Origin of the sequence: Bacillus sp. NPDC094106, assembly GCF_044764345.1 — a bacterium.
Lineage (GTDB): Bacteria > Bacillota > Bacilli > Bacillales > Bacillaceae_G > Bacillus_A.
Genome location: NZ_JBIWHY010000004.1, coordinates 164,989 through 183,857, shown reverse-complemented (window position 1 = coordinate 183,857; position 18,869 = coordinate 164,989). Strand labels below are relative to the sequence as shown.

17 protein-coding genes, 1 pseudogene and 2 riboswitches are annotated in these 18,869 nt (G+C 36.4%); of the genes and pseudogenes, 12 read left to right on the top strand and 6 right to left on the bottom strand.

The window, feature by feature from the left end; all coding sequences use genetic code 11:
* Positions 1 to 200 precede the first annotated feature (200 nt).
* The gene (metC, locus tag ACIQ7L_RS07745) at positions 201 to 1,364 is read right to left on the bottom strand and encodes a cystathionine beta-lyase (RefSeq protein ID WP_400567954.1); all 1,164 of its coding nucleotides are present in this window, start codon (positions 1,362 to 1,364) and stop codon (positions 201 to 203) included.
* Complete coding sequence (locus ACIQ7L_RS07740; RefSeq protein ID WP_400567952.1) at positions 1,361 to 2,473, bottom strand: methionine biosynthesis PLP-dependent protein; 1,113 nt, start codon at positions 2,471 to 2,473, stop codon at positions 1,361 to 1,363. Before ACIQ7L_RS07740 ends, metC begins: the two co-directional genes overlap by 4 nt.
* Before the next feature lie 93 nt (positions 2,474 to 2,566).
* Positions 2,567 to 2,679: riboswitch (SAM riboswitch) on the bottom strand.
* 200 nt (positions 2,680 to 2,879) lie between these two features.
* A riboswitch (SAM riboswitch) is annotated at positions 2,880 to 2,990 on the top strand.
* 71 nt (positions 2,991 to 3,061) lie between these two features.
* Between ACIQ7L_RS07740 and ACIQ7L_RS07735 the strand changes: the two genes are divergently transcribed.
* The 7 genes and pseudogenes from ACIQ7L_RS07735 to ACIQ7L_RS07705 all read left to right on the top strand — a co-directional run bounded on the left by ACIQ7L_RS07735 (position 3,062) and on the right by ACIQ7L_RS07705 (position 11,678).
* Positions 3,062 to 4,894, top strand: coding sequence for a bifunctional homocysteine S-methyltransferase/methylenetetrahydrofolate reductase (locus ACIQ7L_RS07735; RefSeq protein WP_400567950.1), 1,833 nt, complete (start codon positions 3,062 to 3,064; stop codon positions 4,892 to 4,894).
* Positions 4,894 to 8,295 (top strand): methionine synthase, encoded by a 3,402-nt coding sequence (gene metH, locus ACIQ7L_RS07730; RefSeq protein WP_400567949.1) that lies wholly within the window; start codon positions 4,894 to 4,896, stop codon positions 8,293 to 8,295. Before ACIQ7L_RS07735 ends, metH begins: the two co-directional genes overlap by 1 nt.
* A 19-nt stretch (positions 8,296 to 8,314) precedes the next feature.
* A pseudogene (locus tag ACIQ7L_RS07725) lies at positions 8,315 to 9,374 on the top strand (undecaprenyldiphospho-muramoylpentapeptide beta-N-acetylglucosaminyltransferase).
* A 50-nt stretch (positions 9,375 to 9,424) separates the two neighbouring features.
* The gene (locus ACIQ7L_RS07720; protein WP_400568178.1) at positions 9,425 to 9,733 is read left to right on the top strand and encodes a DUF3966 domain-containing protein; all 309 of its coding nucleotides are present in this window, start codon (positions 9,425 to 9,427) and stop codon (positions 9,731 to 9,733) included.
* 96 nt (positions 9,734 to 9,829) lie between these two features.
* Positions 9,830 to 10,207: a nucleoside 2-deoxyribosyltransferase gene (locus ACIQ7L_RS07715; RefSeq protein ID WP_400567947.1), complete on the top strand. Its 378-nt coding sequence runs from the start codon at positions 9,830 to 9,832 to the stop codon at positions 10,205 to 10,207.
* A complete protein-coding gene (locus ACIQ7L_RS07710; protein ID WP_400567945.1) occupies positions 10,207 to 11,184 on the top strand; it encodes an HD domain-containing protein in 978 nt (325 codons plus the stop codon). The genes ACIQ7L_RS07715 and ACIQ7L_RS07710 overlap by 1 nt, the downstream gene beginning before the upstream one ends.
* 2 nt (positions 11,185 to 11,186) lie before the next feature.
* Positions 11,187 to 11,678, top strand: a complete 492-nt coding sequence (locus tag ACIQ7L_RS07705; RefSeq protein WP_400567944.1) for a hypothetical protein — start codon at positions 11,187 to 11,189, stop codon at positions 11,676 to 11,678.
* 37 nt (positions 11,679 to 11,715) lie between these two features.
* Here the strand turns inward: ACIQ7L_RS07705 and ACIQ7L_RS07700 are convergent, their stop codons facing one another.
* The gene (locus ACIQ7L_RS07700; RefSeq protein WP_400567942.1) at positions 11,716 to 12,027 is read right to left on the bottom strand and encodes a hypothetical protein; all 312 of its coding nucleotides are present in this window, start codon (positions 12,025 to 12,027) and stop codon (positions 11,716 to 11,718) included.
* 251 nt (positions 12,028 to 12,278) lie between these two features.
* On the opposite strand from ACIQ7L_RS07700, the gene ACIQ7L_RS07695 reads away from it, so the two are divergent.
* The 3 genes from ACIQ7L_RS07695 to ACIQ7L_RS07685 all read left to right on the top strand — a co-directional run bounded on the left by ACIQ7L_RS07695 (position 12,279) and on the right by ACIQ7L_RS07685 (position 13,914).
* Positions 12,279 to 12,482 carry a DUF3912 family protein gene (locus tag ACIQ7L_RS07695; RefSeq protein ID WP_400567940.1) on the top strand — a complete coding sequence of 68 codons (204 nt, stop codon included), beginning with the start codon at positions 12,279 to 12,281 and terminating at the stop codon, positions 12,480 to 12,482.
* 288 nt (positions 12,483 to 12,770) lie between these two features.
* Positions 12,771 to 12,911, top strand: coding sequence for a hypothetical protein (locus tag ACIQ7L_RS07690; RefSeq protein WP_400567938.1), 141 nt, complete (start codon positions 12,771 to 12,773; stop codon positions 12,909 to 12,911).
* Between the two features lie 115 nt (positions 12,912 to 13,026).
* The gene (locus tag ACIQ7L_RS07685) at positions 13,027 to 13,914 is read left to right on the top strand and encodes a DMT family transporter (protein ID WP_400567936.1); all 888 of its coding nucleotides are present in this window, start codon (positions 13,027 to 13,029) and stop codon (positions 13,912 to 13,914) included.
* Between the two features lie 90 nt (positions 13,915 to 14,004).
* Here the strand turns inward: ACIQ7L_RS07685 and ACIQ7L_RS07680 are convergent, their stop codons facing one another.
* From ACIQ7L_RS07680 to ACIQ7L_RS07670, 3 genes are all read right to left on the bottom strand, one after another.
* A complete protein-coding gene (locus ACIQ7L_RS07680) occupies positions 14,005 to 15,399 on the bottom strand; it encodes an L-cystine transporter (protein ID WP_335360275.1) in 1,395 nt (464 codons plus the stop codon).
* A 109-nt stretch (positions 15,400 to 15,508) separates the two neighbouring features.
* Positions 15,509 to 15,751: a DUF2626 domain-containing protein gene (locus tag ACIQ7L_RS07675; RefSeq protein ID WP_097896888.1), complete on the bottom strand. Its 243-nt coding sequence runs from the start codon at positions 15,749 to 15,751 to the stop codon at positions 15,509 to 15,511.
* 138 nt (positions 15,752 to 15,889) lie between these two features.
* Positions 15,890 to 16,585 carry a helix-turn-helix transcriptional regulator gene (locus tag ACIQ7L_RS07670; RefSeq protein WP_400567934.1) on the bottom strand — a complete coding sequence of 232 codons (696 nt, stop codon included), beginning with the start codon at positions 16,583 to 16,585 and terminating at the stop codon, positions 15,890 to 15,892.
* 205 nt (positions 16,586 to 16,790) lie between these two features.
* Here ACIQ7L_RS07670 and comGA point away from each other — a divergent pair, with 205 nt between their 5' ends.
* On the top strand, positions 16,791 to 17,834 hold the full coding sequence (gene comGA / locus ACIQ7L_RS07665; RefSeq protein WP_097896886.1) for a competence type IV pilus ATPase ComGA: 1,044 nt from the start codon (positions 16,791 to 16,793) through the stop codon (positions 17,832 to 17,834).
* On the top strand, positions 17,827 to 18,861 hold the full coding sequence (gene comGB, locus ACIQ7L_RS07660) for a competence type IV pilus assembly protein ComGB (protein WP_400567931.1): 1,035 nt from the start codon (positions 17,827 to 17,829) through the stop codon (positions 18,859 to 18,861). The genes comGA and comGB overlap by 8 nt, the downstream gene beginning before the upstream one ends.
* The last annotated feature ends 8 nt before the right edge of the window (positions 18,862 to 18,869 follow it).

Below are 18,869 nucleotides of genomic sequence, written 5' to 3'. Positions count from 1 at the left end.
TTTATCATGATTTTTTTGTTCTTTCAAATTAATATACAAAATTTTGAAAATAATACTAAAAGGAATTTTGTACTCTTATATAGAATATGTATCAGCTTAGAAAGATGAGGCGTATAAATATTGCAATACAAAAAAGAACCTGAATTCAGGTTCTTTTTTGTATTGCATCTTCATGCTCAAATGTAGCAAAATCAAAATTTCTATGCATTCACAGGTTCCTCTACATAAGAAAGAGCATTTTCAAAGTCAGAAATTAAATCATTTATATTCTCGAGGCCGACCGATAAGCGAAGTAATGAATTAGAAATACCTCTTTCATCTCGCGCTTCCTGAGACAATGCTGCATGGGACATTTTAGCAGGATAAGAGAGAATCGACTCAACGGCTCCTAGGCTAACAGCAAATACAGGGAGTTTTACTTTAGATAAAAATTGGCGCAGTGCATCTTCTGATTGTAGTGCGAAAGATAGAACAGCCCCAGCAGATTTTGCTTGTGATTGTTGTACGCCATAACCAGGATGTGATTCTAATCCAGGATAATATACATTTTGGATTTTTGAATGCTTTTGTAAATAATAAGCCATTTTATTTGCATTTGCTGCTGAGTACTCGAGACGTACGTGTAATGTTTTCATCCCGCGAAGTACGAGAGAACAATCTTGAGGTCCTAATATAGCACCAAAGGCATTTTGCAAGAAACCAAGTTTTTGAGCAAGATCTTCATCTTTTACAACAGCTAATCCAGCTGTAACATCACTATGCCCAGCAATAAATTTTGTGGCACTGTGGAGTACAATATCTGCTCCAAGCTCAAGGGGTTTTTGGAATAGTGGCGTCAAAAAAGTATTATCAACAAACGTCAGGGCCCCAGCAGACTTTGCTAATTCACAAACAGCACGAATATCAGTTACTTTTAATAGTGGATTGGATGGCGTTTCAACATAAAAGACCTTTGTGTTTGTTCTAATGTTTCGCTTTACCTCTTCTATATTTGTCATGTCAACGAATGTATATGAAATACCGTAACGAGAGAGAACCTCTGTTACAATACGATAAGTTCCGCCGTATACATCTTCTGAGATGAGAACATGATCCCCTTGTGAGAGAAGGAGAAAGGAAGTAGAAATTGCCGCGATTCCAGAGGCAAAGGCAAATCCTTTTGTTCCACCTTCTAGTAAAGCGATGATATCTTCAAGTGCTTCACGTGTTGGATTGCCAGAGCGACTATAGTCGTATTTTCCAAAAGTATCTACATCAGATTGGTGAAATGTTGACGTATTATAGATAGGAACGTTAACAGCCCCAGTTTGTAAATCATGTTTATATTGGTTATGAAGCAAGAGTGTATCTAAGGAATAGCTCATATTCTCACACCTTCTTTTACATGTGTAATAGCTTGCTTTAAGTCTTGAATTAAATCATCACTATTTTCAATGCCAACGGAGAAGCGAAGGAGACGATTACATACACCGCGTGCGGTTCGCACTTCTTCTGGAATATCAGCATGTGTTTGAGTGGCTGGATACGTCATCAGACTCTCAACACCGCCAAGGCTTTCAGCGAATGTAATTAATGATAAAGATTGTAAGAAGGGATTTACCCATTTTTCATCACGAAGGCGAAATGAAACCATACCACCTTTTCCTGGATAAAATACATCAGTTACACCGTCTTCGTTGTTTAAATAAGCAACAATTTTATTCGCATTTTCTTCATGTTGTTTCATACGAAGGGCTAATGTTTTCATCCCGCGAATTAATAGCCAAGAATCAAATGGACTTAATACAGCACCAGAAGCATTATGATAGTGGGCAAGTTTTTCACAGAGTGTTTGGCCTTTTGCGACGACAAGGCCACTTAGTACATCATTATGACCACCTAAATATTTTGTTGCGCTGTGAAGGACAATGTCTGCGCCTTCTGTTAAGGGCTGTTGTATATAGGGAGTATAGAAAGTATTATCAACAATTAGAAGTAATCCATGTCGTTTTGCGATGGCTGAGGCAGCTGCAATATCGGTAACTTGCATTAATGGATTGGTAGGCGTTTCTATAAAAATAGCCTTTGTTTGAGAAGTGATGGCTTGTTCTATTTGGTTAATAGATTGTGCATCTACGTATTTACAGCGAATATTCCACTTTTCTTCATGCTCAGAAAATAAGCGATAAGTACCTCCATATAAGTCTTCTGATACGATAAGTTCATCACCAGAACGGAATAAGGAAAGGACGAGAAGAACCGCTGCCATTCCGGAGCTACAGGCATATCCTTGTTCACCTTCCTCTAAATCAGCAATTGCGTGCTCTAAAAGATTACGTGTTGGATTTCCGGTTCGTGAGTAATCAAATCCGGTAGATTTTCCGATCCCTTCATGGCGATAGGCTGTTGAAAAATAAACAGGGGGATTAACCGTTCCAGTTGTCGTTTCACTTCGATTTCCAATTTGGGCTAGTTTTGTTTCAATTGTTGACATGTAACATTCCTCCTTTATGAAATACTAAGTTTAAAGTGGCATAAAAATAAAAAAGCCTTCTAAGAAGAAGGCTTTCATTCGAATATAGTCTTCTTCTTATCTGTCAAATTTTTTACAATTTGCTGGAATTAGCACCTTATTAACGAATCGCGTTAATGGTTGCTGAGGCGTCGTCGGGCCAGTCCCTCTACCTCTCTGGATAAGAATATTTTGTATGAAATTTTATTATGTTTTTAACTGTACAACAAAAGATAATTAGATTGCAACTTTATTTTAAATATTTTTTATTTTCACTCAAGTTGCGTTGACTTTTATTCTATCAGATGCTAAATTTATTAGAAAATTAACAAACGGTGTTAAAAGGTGAGCGTATTTCCTTTTAATAAAATAAATAGTTAAAGACAAACTCTTATTACGAGCGGTGGAGGGAAAGGCCCTGTGAAACCCAGCAACCTTCAAACAAAATGTTTGAAACGGTGCTAATACCTGCGAAACGAACAGTTTTGCATGATAAGAGGTGGAACGATAATGTCCCCCCTCTTCAAGGTGAAGAGGGGGTTTTTATATTAATAGAAAAGAGGGAGAAAAGTGAAATTACTAGATCTATTATCAAAAGGTATCGTGATAGGTGATGGTGCAATTGGAACGTTATTACATTCACATGGTTTACAAAGTAGTTTTGAAGAATTGAACCTGTCTGACCCAGATTTAATTATATCGATTCACAAACAATACGTAGCTGCTGGTGCAGATGTTATTCAAACAAATACATATGGTGCAAATGAAGCAAAGCTGCGTATGTATGGACTAGAAAATCAAGTTGTTCAAATTAATAAAGCAGCGGTAAAGCTTGCGAAAGCAGCTGTGACAGACAAGAATGCTATTTTAGGGACGATTGGTGGGATGAAGCATATCGGAGCCGTTACAACGACTGATATGGAACGAGAATTTATGCTGCTTGAGCAGGCTGGAGCTTTATTAGAGGAAAAAGTTAATGGGTTATTATTAGAAACATTTTATGATGAATTCGAATTGTTTCATGCAGTAAAAGTGTTACGAAAACAAACGGATATTCCGATTATTGCACAACTAGCGCTTCATGAAGCAGGCACAACGCAAAATGGTAATGATGTAAATGAAATATTAACAGGGCTTTTAGATTACGGTGCAAATGTAGTCGGCTTAAACTGTCAATTAGGACCGCTTCATATGACGGAAGCTTTCAAAATGATATCGATTCCAAAGAATGGTTACTTGTCGGCTTATCCAAACGCAGGTCTTCCAAACTATGTAGAAGGACGTTATCTATACGAAGGGAGCCCTGCTTATTTTGAGGAAATGACACCGAAATTTATTGAACAAGGGATTCGGTTATTGGGAGGTTGTTGTGGTACAACGCCAGCGCATATTAAAGGGATGAAACGTGCAATCACGAATGAAACACCCGTTACAGAGAAACAAATTCTGCAAAGGCCGCAAGTCATTCATACACATGCGAAACGTTCACGCACTCATGTTACTCTCGCAGAGAAAGCAAAAAAGCAAACGACAGTTGTTGTTGAATTAGATCCCCCTAAAACATTGGATACACAGCGCTTTTTTGAAGGTGCTAGATTATTGAAAAGAGCTGGTGCTGATGCGATTACGTTAGCAGATAACTCGTTAGCGTCACCGCGTGTTTCGAACATGGCAATGGGAGCGGTATTAACGAAGCATGATATTCCAGTACTCATTCATTTAACATGCCGAGACCATAATGTGATTGGTTTGCAATCGCATTTGCTTGGATTATCAGCATTAGGGATGGAAGAAGTGCTAGCTTTAACAGGTGACCCAGCCCGTGTTGGTGATTTCCCAGGTGCAACGTCGGTATATGACTTATCATCTATTGAGTTGATTAAAATGATTAAGGAAATGAATGATGGTCGAACCATTTTAGGAAAATCAATTGGTCCTGCGACGAGATTCTCTGTTGGGGGAGCTTTTAATCCGCATGTGAGGCATTTAAAGGCAGCGGTAAAACGGATGGAGAGAAAAATTGCAGCTGGTGCAGAGTACTTCTTAACACAGCCAATTTATGATGTAGCTTTAATTAAAGAAGTGTACGAGGCAACGAAGCATCTAGAACACCCGATTTTTATTGGAATTATGCCTTTAGTAAGCAAGCGAAATGCAGATTTTCTTCATTTTGAGGTGCCAGGCATTACATTGCCGGACGAGGTAAGACAGAGAATGGATGGGCATGAAATACAGGAGGCAGCAATTGAAGAGGGGATTCGTATTTCACAAGAATTAATTGATGCTGCGATGAAATATTTTAACGGTATTTATCTCATCACACCATTTTTAAAATATGAAATTACAGAAAATCTTGTTAAGTATGTGAGAGAAAAGCAAGAAGTGAAAGAGGTAATGAATTAATGAAAACGATAGAAGAAAGATTACAGCATACTATTTTAATATTAGATGGTGCGATGGGAACGATGATTCAGCAAGCAGATTTAACCGCTGAAGATTTTGGTGGTGAAGAATATGAAGGTTGCAATGAATACTTAGTAAAAACAAGACCAGATGTTATTTTAGACATTCATAAAGCTTACATTGAAGCCGGTGCGGATATTATAGAAACAAATACGTTTGGTGCTACAAATATCGTATTGCATGATTATGAATTGTCTCATTTAGATGAAGAGTTGAATGAAAGAGCAGCACTTTTAGCGAAACAAGCTGTAAGAGAATGTGGCAAAGAAGTATATGTAGCAGGCGCGATGGGACCAACGACAAAAGCAATTAGTGTAACTGGTGGGGTAACCTTTGAAGAGTTAATTGAGGCATATACTAGACAAGCAAGAGGGTTATTACGGGGCGGTGTTGATGTATTGCTTGTTGAGACGAGTCAAGATATGAGGAACGCGAAAGCGGCATATTTAGGGATTCAACAAGCGTTTACAGAGGTGAATAAAACAGTACCCCTTATGATTTCAGGAACGATAGAACCAATGGGAACAACTTTAGCTGGTCAAACAATCGAGGCGTTTTACTTATCAGTTGAGCATATGAAGCCATTATCTGTCGGGTTAAACTGTGCGACAGGACCAGAATTTATGCGTGAGCATATTCGTTCTCTTTCTGACTTATCGGAGTGTTATATTTCTTGTTATCCAAATGCGGGTCTGCCAGATGAGGATGGACATTATCATGAATCACCAGCTTCCCTTGCTGAAAAGGTGAAGCGATTTGCTGAAGAAGGGTGGATGAATATAGTTGGTGGTTGCTGCGGGACAACACCAGATCATATAAGGGCGATAAAAACGGCACTTAAATCGCTCAAACCACGCAAGAATCATGGGCGAGCAGGTCACGGGATTAGCGGTTTAGAAGCATTGCAATACGATGATTCTATGAGGCCGTTATTTGTTGGCGAAAGAACCAATGTCATTGGATCACGCAAGTTTAAACGGTTAGTAGCAGAAGGAAACTTTGAAGAAGCTGCTGAAGTTGCGAGGGCGCAGGTAAAGAAAAATGCTCATATTATTGACATTTGTATGGCGGATCCTGACCGTGATGAAGTAGAAGATATGGAAAACTTTTTAGCTGAGGTTACGAAAGTATTAAAGGTTCCAATTATGATTGATTCAACGGATGAAAATGTAATGGCAAAAGCTCTCACATATATACAAGGAAAAGGCGTCATTAACTCGATTAATTTAGAAAACGGGGAGGAACGCTTTGAGAAAGTAACACCGCTCATCCGTAAATACGGTGCTGCTATTGTAGTAGGAACGATTGATGAAGAGGGCATGGCGGTTAGTGCCGAAAGAAAATTAGAAATTGCAAAACGAAGTTATGAATTGTTAACAAAGAAATATGGTATACGTCCATCGGATATTATTTTTGATGCGCTTGTTTTTCCAGTAGGAACTGGTGATGAAGAATATATCGGTTCAGCAGCAGCTACAATTGAAGGAATTCGTCTTATTAAAGAAGCTCTTCCAGAATGTTTAACAATCTTAGGTGTGAGTAATATATCATTTGGTTTACCGCCAGCTGGTCGTGAAGTACTAAACTCGGTCTTTTTATATCATGCAACAAAAGCAGGACTTGATTATGCTATTGTAAACACTGAAAAATTAGAGCGCTATGCGTCGATTCCAGAGGAAGAAAAGGAACTCGCAGACGCGCTATTATTTGAAACAACGAAAGAAGCATTGGAAGAATTCACGAACTTTTACCGGAGTGCGAAGAAGAAAGAAGCTGTTGTACAAGAAACATTAACGCTTGATGAGCGATTAGCAAATTATATTGTGGAGGGAACAAAGCAAGGGTTACAGGAAGATTTAAGTCTTGCGCTTATAGAAGGAAGAAAACCTCTTGCTATTATTAATGGTCCGCTTATGGCTGGAATGGACGAGGTTGGCCGCTTATTTAATAATAATGAGCTGATTGTGGCTGAAGTGTTACAAAGTGCAGAAAGTATGAAAGCTGCTGTGGCCTATTTAGAGCCATATATGGAGTCTAGCGATAGTGCGAAAAAAGGAAAAGTATTGTTAGCGACTGTAAAAGGCGACGTACATGATATTGGTAAAAATCTTGTGGAAATTATTTTATCAAACAATGGCTATGAAATTGTGAATTTAGGAATTAATGTCCGTTCTGATCGTATTGTTCAAGAAGTACAAGAGACGAAACCCGATATTATTGGACTTTCTGGATTATTAGTGAAATCAGCACAACAAATGGTAACAACTGCTGAAGATTTACAGGTGGCAAATATTGATATTCCCATTGTCGTGGGTGGCGCAGCACTCACAAGGAAATTTACAGATAATCGAATTTCTCCCTCTTATAAAGGTCTTGTTTTATATGCGAGCGATGCAATGACAGGACTCGATCTCATTAATCGATTACAAAAAGAAGAAGAACGAGAAAAAATGAAGCAGGACAAAATGGAGCGCCATCTTCATGTTGTGAAACAAGAGGAGAAAAAAATAGCGGTATTCCCAGCTGTAATTGAACCATTGGCGCCAGCGAAGATTATGGTACCCGACTCAACAAAGCGGGTCATACTGCGTGATATTCCGATTTCGCACCTTGCACCATTTTTAAATAGACAAATGTTAATCGGACATCATCTTGGCTTAAAAGGAAATGTGAAAAAACTGCTCAGGGAAGGGGACAAACGAGCGCATGAATTAAACAGTTTAATTGATGAACTACTAAAAGAAGGGGAATCTTGGCTACGACCAAAAGCGGTCTACCAATTTTTCCCTGCTCAAAGTGATGGACAAAATATTATCATTTATGATCCAGAAGATCATACGCGTATAATAGAGAGATTTTCGTTTCCAAGACAAGGGAAAGCTCCGTACCGTACATTAGGAGATTACTTAAGGCCGGCTGGAGATGAAATGGATTATGTGGCCTTTTTGTCGGTTACAGTTGGACAAGGTGTTCGTGATATTGCGGAGGAATGGAAGGAGAAAGGAGATTACTTACGTAGTCATGCCATTCAATCATTAGCGCTAGAACTAGCTGAAGGTCTTGCTGAAAAAACACATATGTTGATTCGCGATCGCTTTGGAATTCCAGATTCACCTGAGATGACGATGGAAGAACGATTCCGCACAAAGTATCAAGGGATTCGCGTTTCTTTCGGTTATCCAGCTTGCCCGGAACTTGCTGATCAAGAGAAATTATTTCGCCTAATTCAGCCGGAGGAAATAGGGATTTCGCTAACAGAAGGATTTATGATGGAGCCGGAAGCATCTGTAACAGCAATGGTATTTGCTCACCCCGAGGCACGATATTTTAGTGTACTATAAATGTAGAAGGGGGAGGAGTATGAAAAGAATAGTTTTTACAGGCGGTGGTTCGGCTGGGCATGTGACACCCAACTTAGCAATTATTCCACATTTGCAAGAAAAGGGCTGGGATATTTCTTATATTGGTTCTCATCAAGGGATTGAAAAAACGATTATTGAGAACGAAGGAATTCCGTATTATGGTATAGCGAGCGGAAAGTTACGCCGTTATTTTGATTTAAAAAATATAAAAGATCCTTTTCTGGTTATGAAAGGTGTAATGGATGCATATGTGCAAATACAAAAATTAAAACCTGATGTTATTTTTTCAAAAGGTGGTTTTGTATCTGTACCAGTGGTAATTAGTGGATGGCTAAACCGTGTTCCAGTCTTGTTGCATGAATCAGATATGACACCAGGACTAGCGAATAAAATCGCACTCCGTTTTGCGTCGAAAATATTTGTTACGTTTGAAGAAGCTGTGCAGCACCTGCCAAAAGACAAGGTAGTGTATACAGGATCACCTGTACGGGAAGAAGTGCTATGTGGAAATCGTGAAAAAGGATTACACTTTCTTAGGTTTCATGCTAGAAAACCAGTCATCACGGTTATGGGAGGAAGTCTAGGAGCAAAGAAAATCAATGAAACAGTTCGAGAAGCATTGCCGCAGCTCCTTAAAAATTATCAAGTTGTTCACTTGTGCGGAAAAGGAAATCTAGATAAGAAGTTACAAACTGCAGAAGGGTATAGGCAATTTGAATATGTGCACGGAGAATTACCAGATGTATTAGGGGGCAACTGATTTTGTCATCTCACGTGCTGGATCCAATGCTGTTTTCGAATTTTTAACATTGCAAAAGCCGATGATTTTAATTCCATTACCAAAAGCTTCAAGCCGAGGAGATCAAATTTTAAATGCACAATCGTTTGAAAGACAAGGGTATGCGGCGGTTTTATATGAAGAAGATATATCAGTGCCATCCCTTATGGAGCATATCGAAGAGCTAAATCATAATTGTGCGAAGTATAAAAAAGAATTAAAAAAGTATAATGGTAAAGAAGCAATACAGACCATTATGAAATATGTTACGGAGGCATGATTTCTAAAAAATCATGTCTTTTTTAGTAGAATGAAAGGTTCGAAGAATTGCTGTATTTATGTTACAATAACAGAGATTTAATAGGGGAATTCCATTTCTTTGAGCGTAAAAATACGGATGGATTAGGAGTGACTGTGTTGGAGCTGAGTCTCTATGAAAATATAGCTCTTATTATATGTTTTGTTTTGTACGTTGGTAGTATTATTGTTTACATTTCAAGAAAATTTTCACAGGAACGAAACTTACAAAAATCAGAAATAACGGCAGAGTTAGATATGTTAGCCGATGAAAGTGATAAAAAGCAAAAAATAAAAGAGGATCATCAAACGCCCCATCATTTAAACGCAAATAAGTTCTAAAGATGGGGATTTCTTTTGGCAAGATCCTTGTTGATTATTATCTGTAACGCTAAAAGGAGTTTCCCTTCAGTCTTTATGAGTAAGGAGCTAATTCATATGAATTTCTATATTGCATCAGGTTTTCAAAATAAACATCTTGTTCAATTTGTAGCAAGTAAACTGAAAGAAATAGGATGGCATCATACATATGATTGGACTCAAAATGAAAGAGCAACAAATAAAGAACAATTACAAATGATTGGTCAAGCAGAAAAGCAGGCGATACAAGAAGCTGATGTTTTTCTGCTTTTACTAGATGGCGGAAATGGAAGCCATACGGAGCTTGGTATGGCGATTGCACTAGAGAAAGAAGTCTATATGTATCATAAAAACAATCCACTTCAAACAACGTTTTATTATTTACCGGAAGTAGATATTTTTCAGGGAGAAGTAGAAGAGTTTGTATCTTATGTCATAAGTAAGGGTGATGTATAATGCAGATTCACGATACGATATACGGTGATTTTGAAATAGATGGTATATTAGAAGAACTTGTGCAAACAGAAGCTATGCAAAGATTGAAAAAGGTTCATCAAGTTGGCGCAAGTTTTTTAGTAAATCCAAAATGGAATGTAACCCGCTTTGAACATTCAATCGGTGTTATGCTTCTTGTAAAAATGCTAGGCGGAAGTGAAGCAGAACAAATTGTGGCACTACTTCACGATGTATCACACACTGCTTTTTCGCACGTTGTGGATCGTGTATTACAGAAAAAAGATGAAGACTATCATGAACATATTTTTGATACGGTCATTGAAAACTCGGATATTCCACTCATTTTGAAAAAGTATGGGTATGATTCTAAAATACTTCAAAACTGGGAACAATGGATGCTGTTGGAACAACCACTACCAGCCCTATGTGCGGATCGAATAGATTATACACTTCGCGATCTATATACATATGGAATGATTTCAAAACAAGAGGTTGTTACGTTTTTAGATCAGTTAATGGTTCATGAACAATTTATTTGTTTAAGTTCTATTGAAGCTGCAGAATGGTTTACAGAGGTGTATTATAAAGAAACAATTGATTTCTTTCTACATCCATTAGGCTCATATAGTTATCATGTATTAACAAAAGTTTTGCAACTTTCGTTAGAAAAACATGTGATACATACTGAAGATTTCTTGTGTGATGATGAGACATTGCTTCAAAAATTGAAATGTTGTCATGATGAAGAGATAACGAGTGTATTGGCTACTTTACATCCAAATGTAATAGTAGAAGAGAATGATCAAGATTATGATATTTGTTATTCAGGTGGGAAGGAACGCTTAATTGATCCACCTGTCTATGTGAATGGTAAAATATATAAGGCGTCTAATTTATCTGAACATGTAAGGTTATGTAATCAAACAGCGAAAGAGAAAAGTAAGCAAAAGATATATTTAAAAATAAAGGAGTTATAAATATGAAATTAGAACAAGGATGGGAAACAAGTTTCTTAGAAGTTGTACAGAAAAGTGAATTCAAAAAGGGTGCCCTTCGCAGTCAGTTACTTTGTATGGACGGAGAAGAAGTAGAAGAGCTTGCAGACGATTACGGATATGACGAAATTGTAAATCGTGAACATGATGAGGAACTAGCAGAAATTTTAGGAGAAGAACTTTTTGCTGAAATGGAGCGCCACGTATTTTTATCTTCGCAACCTGAAGAAAAGCTCATTTCATTTGTAAATGGTTTAGGATTTCATATTTTAGATTGGATCGTTCTTCTTGAAACAGAATTCGGTATAGATAGTGCAGCATTTACATCAGATTCTGTAAAAATACTCGAAAAACGTTTTAGACAGTTCCCATATATAGAAGATGAGACGATTTTTGATATGACAATTGGAGAAGCAATGGATCTATTAGAGTCTGTGACGGGCTTACAGCTGAAAGAGAAGATGAATATACAGTAGTGAAAATGAAAAGAACGTGAAATGATCACGTTCTTTTTTACATAATAATAATTTTGTCAGTTAATTTCTTTTGTCCTGTAAGAAGTGCATTCAAATACTCAACTTTTCGTATACAAGATTGAATGTGTTTTTCAACTTCTTGTAACTCTGCTTGATGGTGCGTTTCAATCGGATGAATTTGCACGTTAAACTTTTCAAATTGACTATTATATGTGATTTCTGCATAGCCGCTCATGATATCAGTTTGATTATGAAATAAGAATTGTTTTGTTTCTTCGCAGTATGTTACATCTTGAAATCCGTATGATTTTAATGCTTCGATTACTTTTGTAATAATTGTTATATCCATTTTTCTCCCTCTTTACGAAGTTCTGCTTTTCCATTATAGCATGAAATAAGTTTAAGAAAGCGTTTCCAAACGCATTTCCCCCGAATCTTTACGTATAATTTATCAAAATGAAACAAAGAAAAAATAATTGTAATAAAGGAAGGACTCTTTTACTGTTTCATCATATATATACAGAAATAGTGCCATGAAAGGAAACTTTCCGATTAGGAGGTAGTATTTCAAAGCTGAGCGCAGTAAAAGAGGTGAGAATCTTGAATTTTGATATTACAGGACAAAAAGCATACGTAAAAGATGGGCCACATCGAAATCGAATTGGAATTATAAAACGAAAAGGACCAAATTTTGTCATTGTTATTGATGGTCAAAACATCGATGTGGAATTGAAAGATATCGTTTTAGTAGGTGTAGATGTGTGGCAATTTCATGAATGGTGCGAGCAAAATGGCTATTTGTAAAAGGGACGGGCTGTGAAGTGTATAGGATGAATAAGAAAATATTCGTTTTGGAACTTCTAGCATGCATCAGTAAATAATAGTAATTAGAGGATATTATGCTCAATATGAGGACATATGTCCTCTTTTTATTTATGTAGTAAAGAAGGTAGGAGTATTATTACGAATGTTTAGAAATATAAGAAAAATAAATTGATATAGTAATAAATCATCAGTAATCTATAAATAGGAGCCTTGTAGTAGTGCCACACTAAAATATTTAAATGAATAATCAAACATGGGGGAAATCAAATGAACTTAATGCAGAAAGCAAGAGATATGGCAGAAATCTATAAACAAAATCCAAAAATAGAAGCAGTTCTTTTAGCTGAGAAACAAATTCCAGAATTAGATTTTTATGAGCAAAGGAAACAAATTTGTTATGCGAAGTAATGGAATGCTTACAATAGAGTGTACTCAAAACTAATGTATAGATTCAATTAGGTATAAAGTGAATTTTGGGAATTATAACATATTTTAAAAACGAAAGACTAACGAGGGAATAGAAATGAGGATGCAATTAAAAGCTGATTTAATGCTATTAATGATTACATTTTTTTGGGGGGCATCGATTTTACTTACAAAAATTGGCCTCAATTACGTACAAGAATATAATTTAATTTCATTGCGTTTTACTATTGCGTTTCTTTTGTCAGGCATAGTATTTTACAAGCATTTAATCAAAATTGATTTTAAAATTATAAAATACGCTTTTATATTAGCTTCTATCTTGTTTATAGTTTATATTTTTGCGACTTTTGGTACAAAGTATACATCTGTTTCTAATGCCGGTTTTTTAATGAGTCTCACAGTTATCTTTATTCCAGCATTATCATCTATATTTTTAAAGCAAAGGCCTGAGAAAAAAGTTATATTGGGAATCGTTTTAACTATAGTAGGAATAGGGCTATTAACATTAAATAGCCAATTAAAGATAAGTTATGGTGATATATTATGTATTTTATGTGCTTTATTTTATGCAGTTCATATCATCGTTACAGGAACAATGACTAAGCATGTTGATTCAATTGCTCTTGGAGTTTTACAGCTTGGTTTTGTTGGTATATTTAGTACCGTTTTCTCAATGTGTATGGAAACACCAAAACTTCCTAACACTTTTGAATCATGGTTTTCAATCTTAGTATTAAGTATATTTTGTACAGCAATAGCTTTCATTGTTCAAATCATTGCGCAGCAATATACTAGTCCTACACATACAGGTCTTATTTTTTCATTAGAGCCTGTTTTTTCAGCAGGTTTTGCTTTCCTTTTCACAGGTGAAACGCTCACATTTAAGGGTTACATAGGTGCAACACTTTTATTATTAAGTGTATTAATTGTAGAACTCGATTTGAAGAGTTTATTGAAACTAAATTATAAGAGAAATATAGAATAAATGGAAAAAAACCCCCCCTAACATATGGAACTAGCATGTTAGGGGGGTTTTTAAAATAGAGTTCTCACTTAGAAATCCAAAGTTGTATTATTAGGAAGCAACTTCCCCAGCTTTTACCTCATCTTGATTATACGTATCATGATCTAATTCACCAAGCCATTTACTAGAAATAAGACCTGCTGTCATGGAACCACTTACGTTTAGAGCTGTTCGCCCCATATCAATTAAGGGCTCAACAGAGATAAGAAGAGCGACAATACCGATTGGTAAGTTCATTGTAGAAAGTACGATTAATGCTGCGAATGTTGCACCGCCACCAACGCCGGCAACTCCGAATGAACTAATAGCGACAACAGCGATTAAAGTTAACATAAATTGTGGTTGTAATGGATCAATTCCTACAGTTGGAGCGACCATCATTGCAAGCATAGCTGGATAAATGCCAGCGCAACCATTTTGACCGATAGATACCCCGAAGGAAGCGGCAAAGTTTGCGATTCCTTCTGAAACACCAAGTTTTTCTTTTTGTGCTTCAATATTTAGTGGCATTGTACCTGCACTAGAGCGAGAAGTGAAGGCGAATGTTAATACTGGGAATACCTTTTTCAAGTATTGAATTGGATTTAAACCAGATAGAGCAATTAATAATAAGTGAATAACAAACATCACGATAAGTGCTACGTAAGAGGCTAGAACAAAGTTACCAAGTTTCAAAATGGAATTTACATCACTGCCAGCGACTGTTTTTGTCATAAGAGCTAATACGCCGTATGGAGTAAGACGTAAAATTAAAGTTACCATACGCATTACAATCGCGTATACAGCATCGAGCATCTTTTTAAATAACTCTGCTTGCTCTGGATACTTTCGTTTCACACCGATAAAGGCGATCCCGATGAAAGCAGCAAAGATTACGACAGAAATTGTTGATGTTGGACGTGCACCTGTTAAATCAAGAAACGGATTTGTAGGCAATAGTTCTAATAATTTTTGTGGAACTGGTGTTTTTTCAATAGAAGTAAATTTCTCTTCCACTAATTTTAAACGAGCAGATTCTGCATCACCCTGTTGTAAGCCAGTTGCTTGAACGTCAAATCCTGCGCTTGCTGCGATACCAACAGCTGCAGCAATTCCAGTTGTAAGAATTAAAATTCCGATAATAAGTCCGCTAATTTTACCAAGGTTTTTTGTTAATTTTAATTTTGTAAACGCTGAGATAATAGAAACTAAAATCAGTGGCATAACAATCATTTGTAGCAATTTCACATAACCACTACCGATTAAGTTAAACCAGTTATTTGATTCAATGATGACTTTAGAAGTAGGATCATAGATAAATTGTAAGATAAGACCAAATGTAATCCCAGCTCCTAAAGCAGTAAATACACGTTTATTAAAAGATACATGCTTTCGTTGCATATAGTACAATACACCGGCTAATATGAGCATGACCGCAACATTAATGCCGATTAGCAGTACATTCATGTTAATTCCCCCTAATTCCAATATGTTATATAAAATATATTTCAAGAAAACCTATAAGTCAACTGGGAAATTGAGAAAAATAAAAAAAGGATGGCAATTTGCCATCCTTTTAATGCCCGACGCCAGGGATAAGTAAAAATGTTGTATAGTATGTAAATCCGATGAAGAAAACAGTTAAATATGCCCCGAATACGTATATATACATACGCTCTGTTAATTTTAAATAACTTAAAAGTACGAAGAATCCTGTTTGTCCTAAAAATAATAGTGCAGTTGTGTACATATCCCCTAAGTAAAACATAACCGAGAAAATTCCAGTCCAAAAGCCGAGAACGCGAAACATGCGCTCCATGCAATCTCCCTCCTTTTCTAAAAAAAGTAAATCTCTCTTCATTATAGTTTATTTTTCTAACTATTGTAAATATTCTATAAAAAGAAAAGAAGCCAAATGAAATTGACTTCTTTTTGATACATTTTCATGTAAGAGCAGTTATAGCTGGATTTTATAGTTGCATGATTTACAGCCATCTAATAAGTTATCGCTTCGCGTTAATTCCATGTTAGGGAATAGGATTTCAAAAATCCCTCTCATCATATCGCCGTGCATATTACAAACTTCATCTGCATGATGAACAGCAATTTCTTTAAATGGGCAGTTATACACGTCATAGAAAATTTTTGTGCCATCCGTACTCAATTCAAATGAAGGAGATAGGCCAGCTGTCGATAATGCCTCTTTGGCAATTTGTACTTTTTGTTCTAGTGTTAATGAAGCCTCAGTAACATTTAAACGCTGCATATGTTGCTCCATTAATTCTTTCCCAAATTGCTTGCCTGTTTCATATAATGCTTTTTCACCAGCTGCACCGAGGCTAAGGAGTGAATTAAAAGCAATTTTTGCTAACAATTGATAGTCGCGAAATGGGAATTGCAGCTGAATTAAGTCTTCAGATAATACATATAATCTGCTTGGTCTGCCGCCTTTTCCTGTTTTCTTCGTTTCTGATTTCAACATATTGACATCTTCTAGTTTTGATAAGTGTAAGCGTGCTACGTTTGGATGAATATTAAATTCATCAGCAATTTCTTGTACAGTTACGTAATTATGTTTTTGAGAAATATATTTATAAATGTAATAACGAGTTGGATCAGATAATACACCTGTAATTTTTAAAGCTTGTTCCATGATGATCTCCACCTTTATCACTTTATCCAAGATATTAACATTATAATACAGATAAAGTTATCTATAGTTAATTTTAGTCAATAATTCAGAAATTGTTCATATTTTCACAAACATATTTTGCCCTTTTTTCGTGGAGAAAATCATAAAGTCACCATTTTTCTTTTATATTTTCTCATGATATATACATAGTGAGGAGGGAAGAAGAATGAACGGTGTTGAACATTTTGCGAATATGATTATGAAAGAAGCGTGCGCAGCGCAAGCATCAGATTTACATATCGTGCCGCGCCAAGAAGATGTAGTTATCCAATTACGTATTGGAAAGGATTTAATTACGAAGCATTGTATTGAAAAAGAATTTGGAGAAAGACTTGTTTCACATTTTAAATTTTTAGCATCTATGGATATAGGGGAAAGGCGTAAGCCGCAAAACGGTTCATTATACTTACAGATTGATGGACAAGAGGTGCACTTGCGGCTTTCTACACTTCCTACTGTATATCTAGAAAGTCTCGTCATTCGTTTACATCTACAAGCATCTATCCAACCGCTTTCTCACCTCTCTTTATTTCCAAGTTCAGCAAAAAAATTACTCTCTTTTTTACATCATTCTCATGGATTACTGGTTTTTACTGGACCGACTGGATCAGGAAAGACAACAACGATGTATGCTCTTTTAGAAGTGGCTAAAAAAGGACAAACGCGCCGAATTGTTACACTTGAGGACCCGGTTGAGAAAAGAAAGGATGGTCTGTTACAAATTCAAATTAATGAAAAGGCAGGTATCACATATACAACAGGTTTAAAAGCGATTTTACGACATGACCCCGACATTATTTTAGTTGGTGAAATTCGTGACGAAGAGACGGCAAAAGTAGCGGTGCGTGCAAGTTTGACGGGGCATTTAGTGATGACAACACTGCATACGAATGATGCAAAAGGGGCTGTATTACGTTTTATGGATTATGGGATTACAAGACAAGAAATTGAGCAGTCGCTATTAGCTGTAGCAGCTCAGCGGCTTGTTGAGCTGAAATGTCCATTTTGTAAAGGGAAGTGCTCGCCTTTATGTAAAGCAATGCGTCAAGTACGGCAAGCAAGCATTTATGAGCTATTATATGGACATGAATTGAAACAAGCTATTCGCGAGGCGAATGGAGAACAGGTAACCTATCGTTATGAAACATTACAATCGTCAGTGAAAAAGGGCTATGCTTTAGGTTTTTTAGAAGAGGACGTTCATGTTTGAGAGAAAAGGATGGCGATTATATGAACAAGTTTTACTATTAAAAAGACTTGGAGAACTATTAGAAAAAGGATATTCGCTTTTACAAGCGTTGGAATTTTTGCAATTTCAATTATCACCTCAAAAGCGGTTGCAACTACAACATATTACGGAAGAATTAAAAAATGGAAAGAGTTTACATGATGCTTTTCATCAACTCATGTTTCATCCGGATATACTAAGCTATTTGTTTTATGCGCAACGGCACGGTGATATTTCGTTTGCGTTGCAGCAAGGGAGTGTACTTCTTCATCGGAAGGATAAGTATCAAAAGGATATGATGAAAGTGCTCCGTTATCCGATTTTTTTATCTCTTTTTTTAATAGGGATTCTTGCAGTATTTAACCTTGTTTTACTTCCACAGTTTGAAATGTTATATAGCTCTTTACAGGCTTCCTCAGCTTCTTTTACGGATCAGATTATGTCTTTTATTCGAATGCTTCCATATATCATTAGTGGATTTTTTCTCGTTATTATATGTGGAGCCTGTATATACGTATTTTATCTACGAAAACTTCCTCCCGTTCAAAGAGTAAATATTATAATTCGTATTCCTCTTGTCAAAACATTTCTCATCTTAAACAATTCTCATTATTTTTCTGTTCAATTGAGCGGATTACTACAAGGTGGATTGTCGGTACTTGAAGCCTTGAAGTTAATGATCGAACAAAAACATCATCTGTTTTTTCAGCATGAAGCAGCTCGAATTGAAGAACGATTAATTGCAGGAGAACAGTTAGATTCCATTATTATGAAGAGCGGTTACTATGAAAGCGAACTGTCCTATGTAATCGCTCATGGACAAATAAACGGGAGTTTAGCGACAGAACTTGGAGATTATAGTGAATTGATAATTGAAAAGATGGAAGGGAAAATTAACCGTATTTTGGTCATCATTCAACCGTTGTTATTTACATGTATTGGTATAATCGTTGTCCTTATGTATTTAGCGATGATTATGCCGATGTTTCAAATGATGAATTCTATTTAGGAGGCATT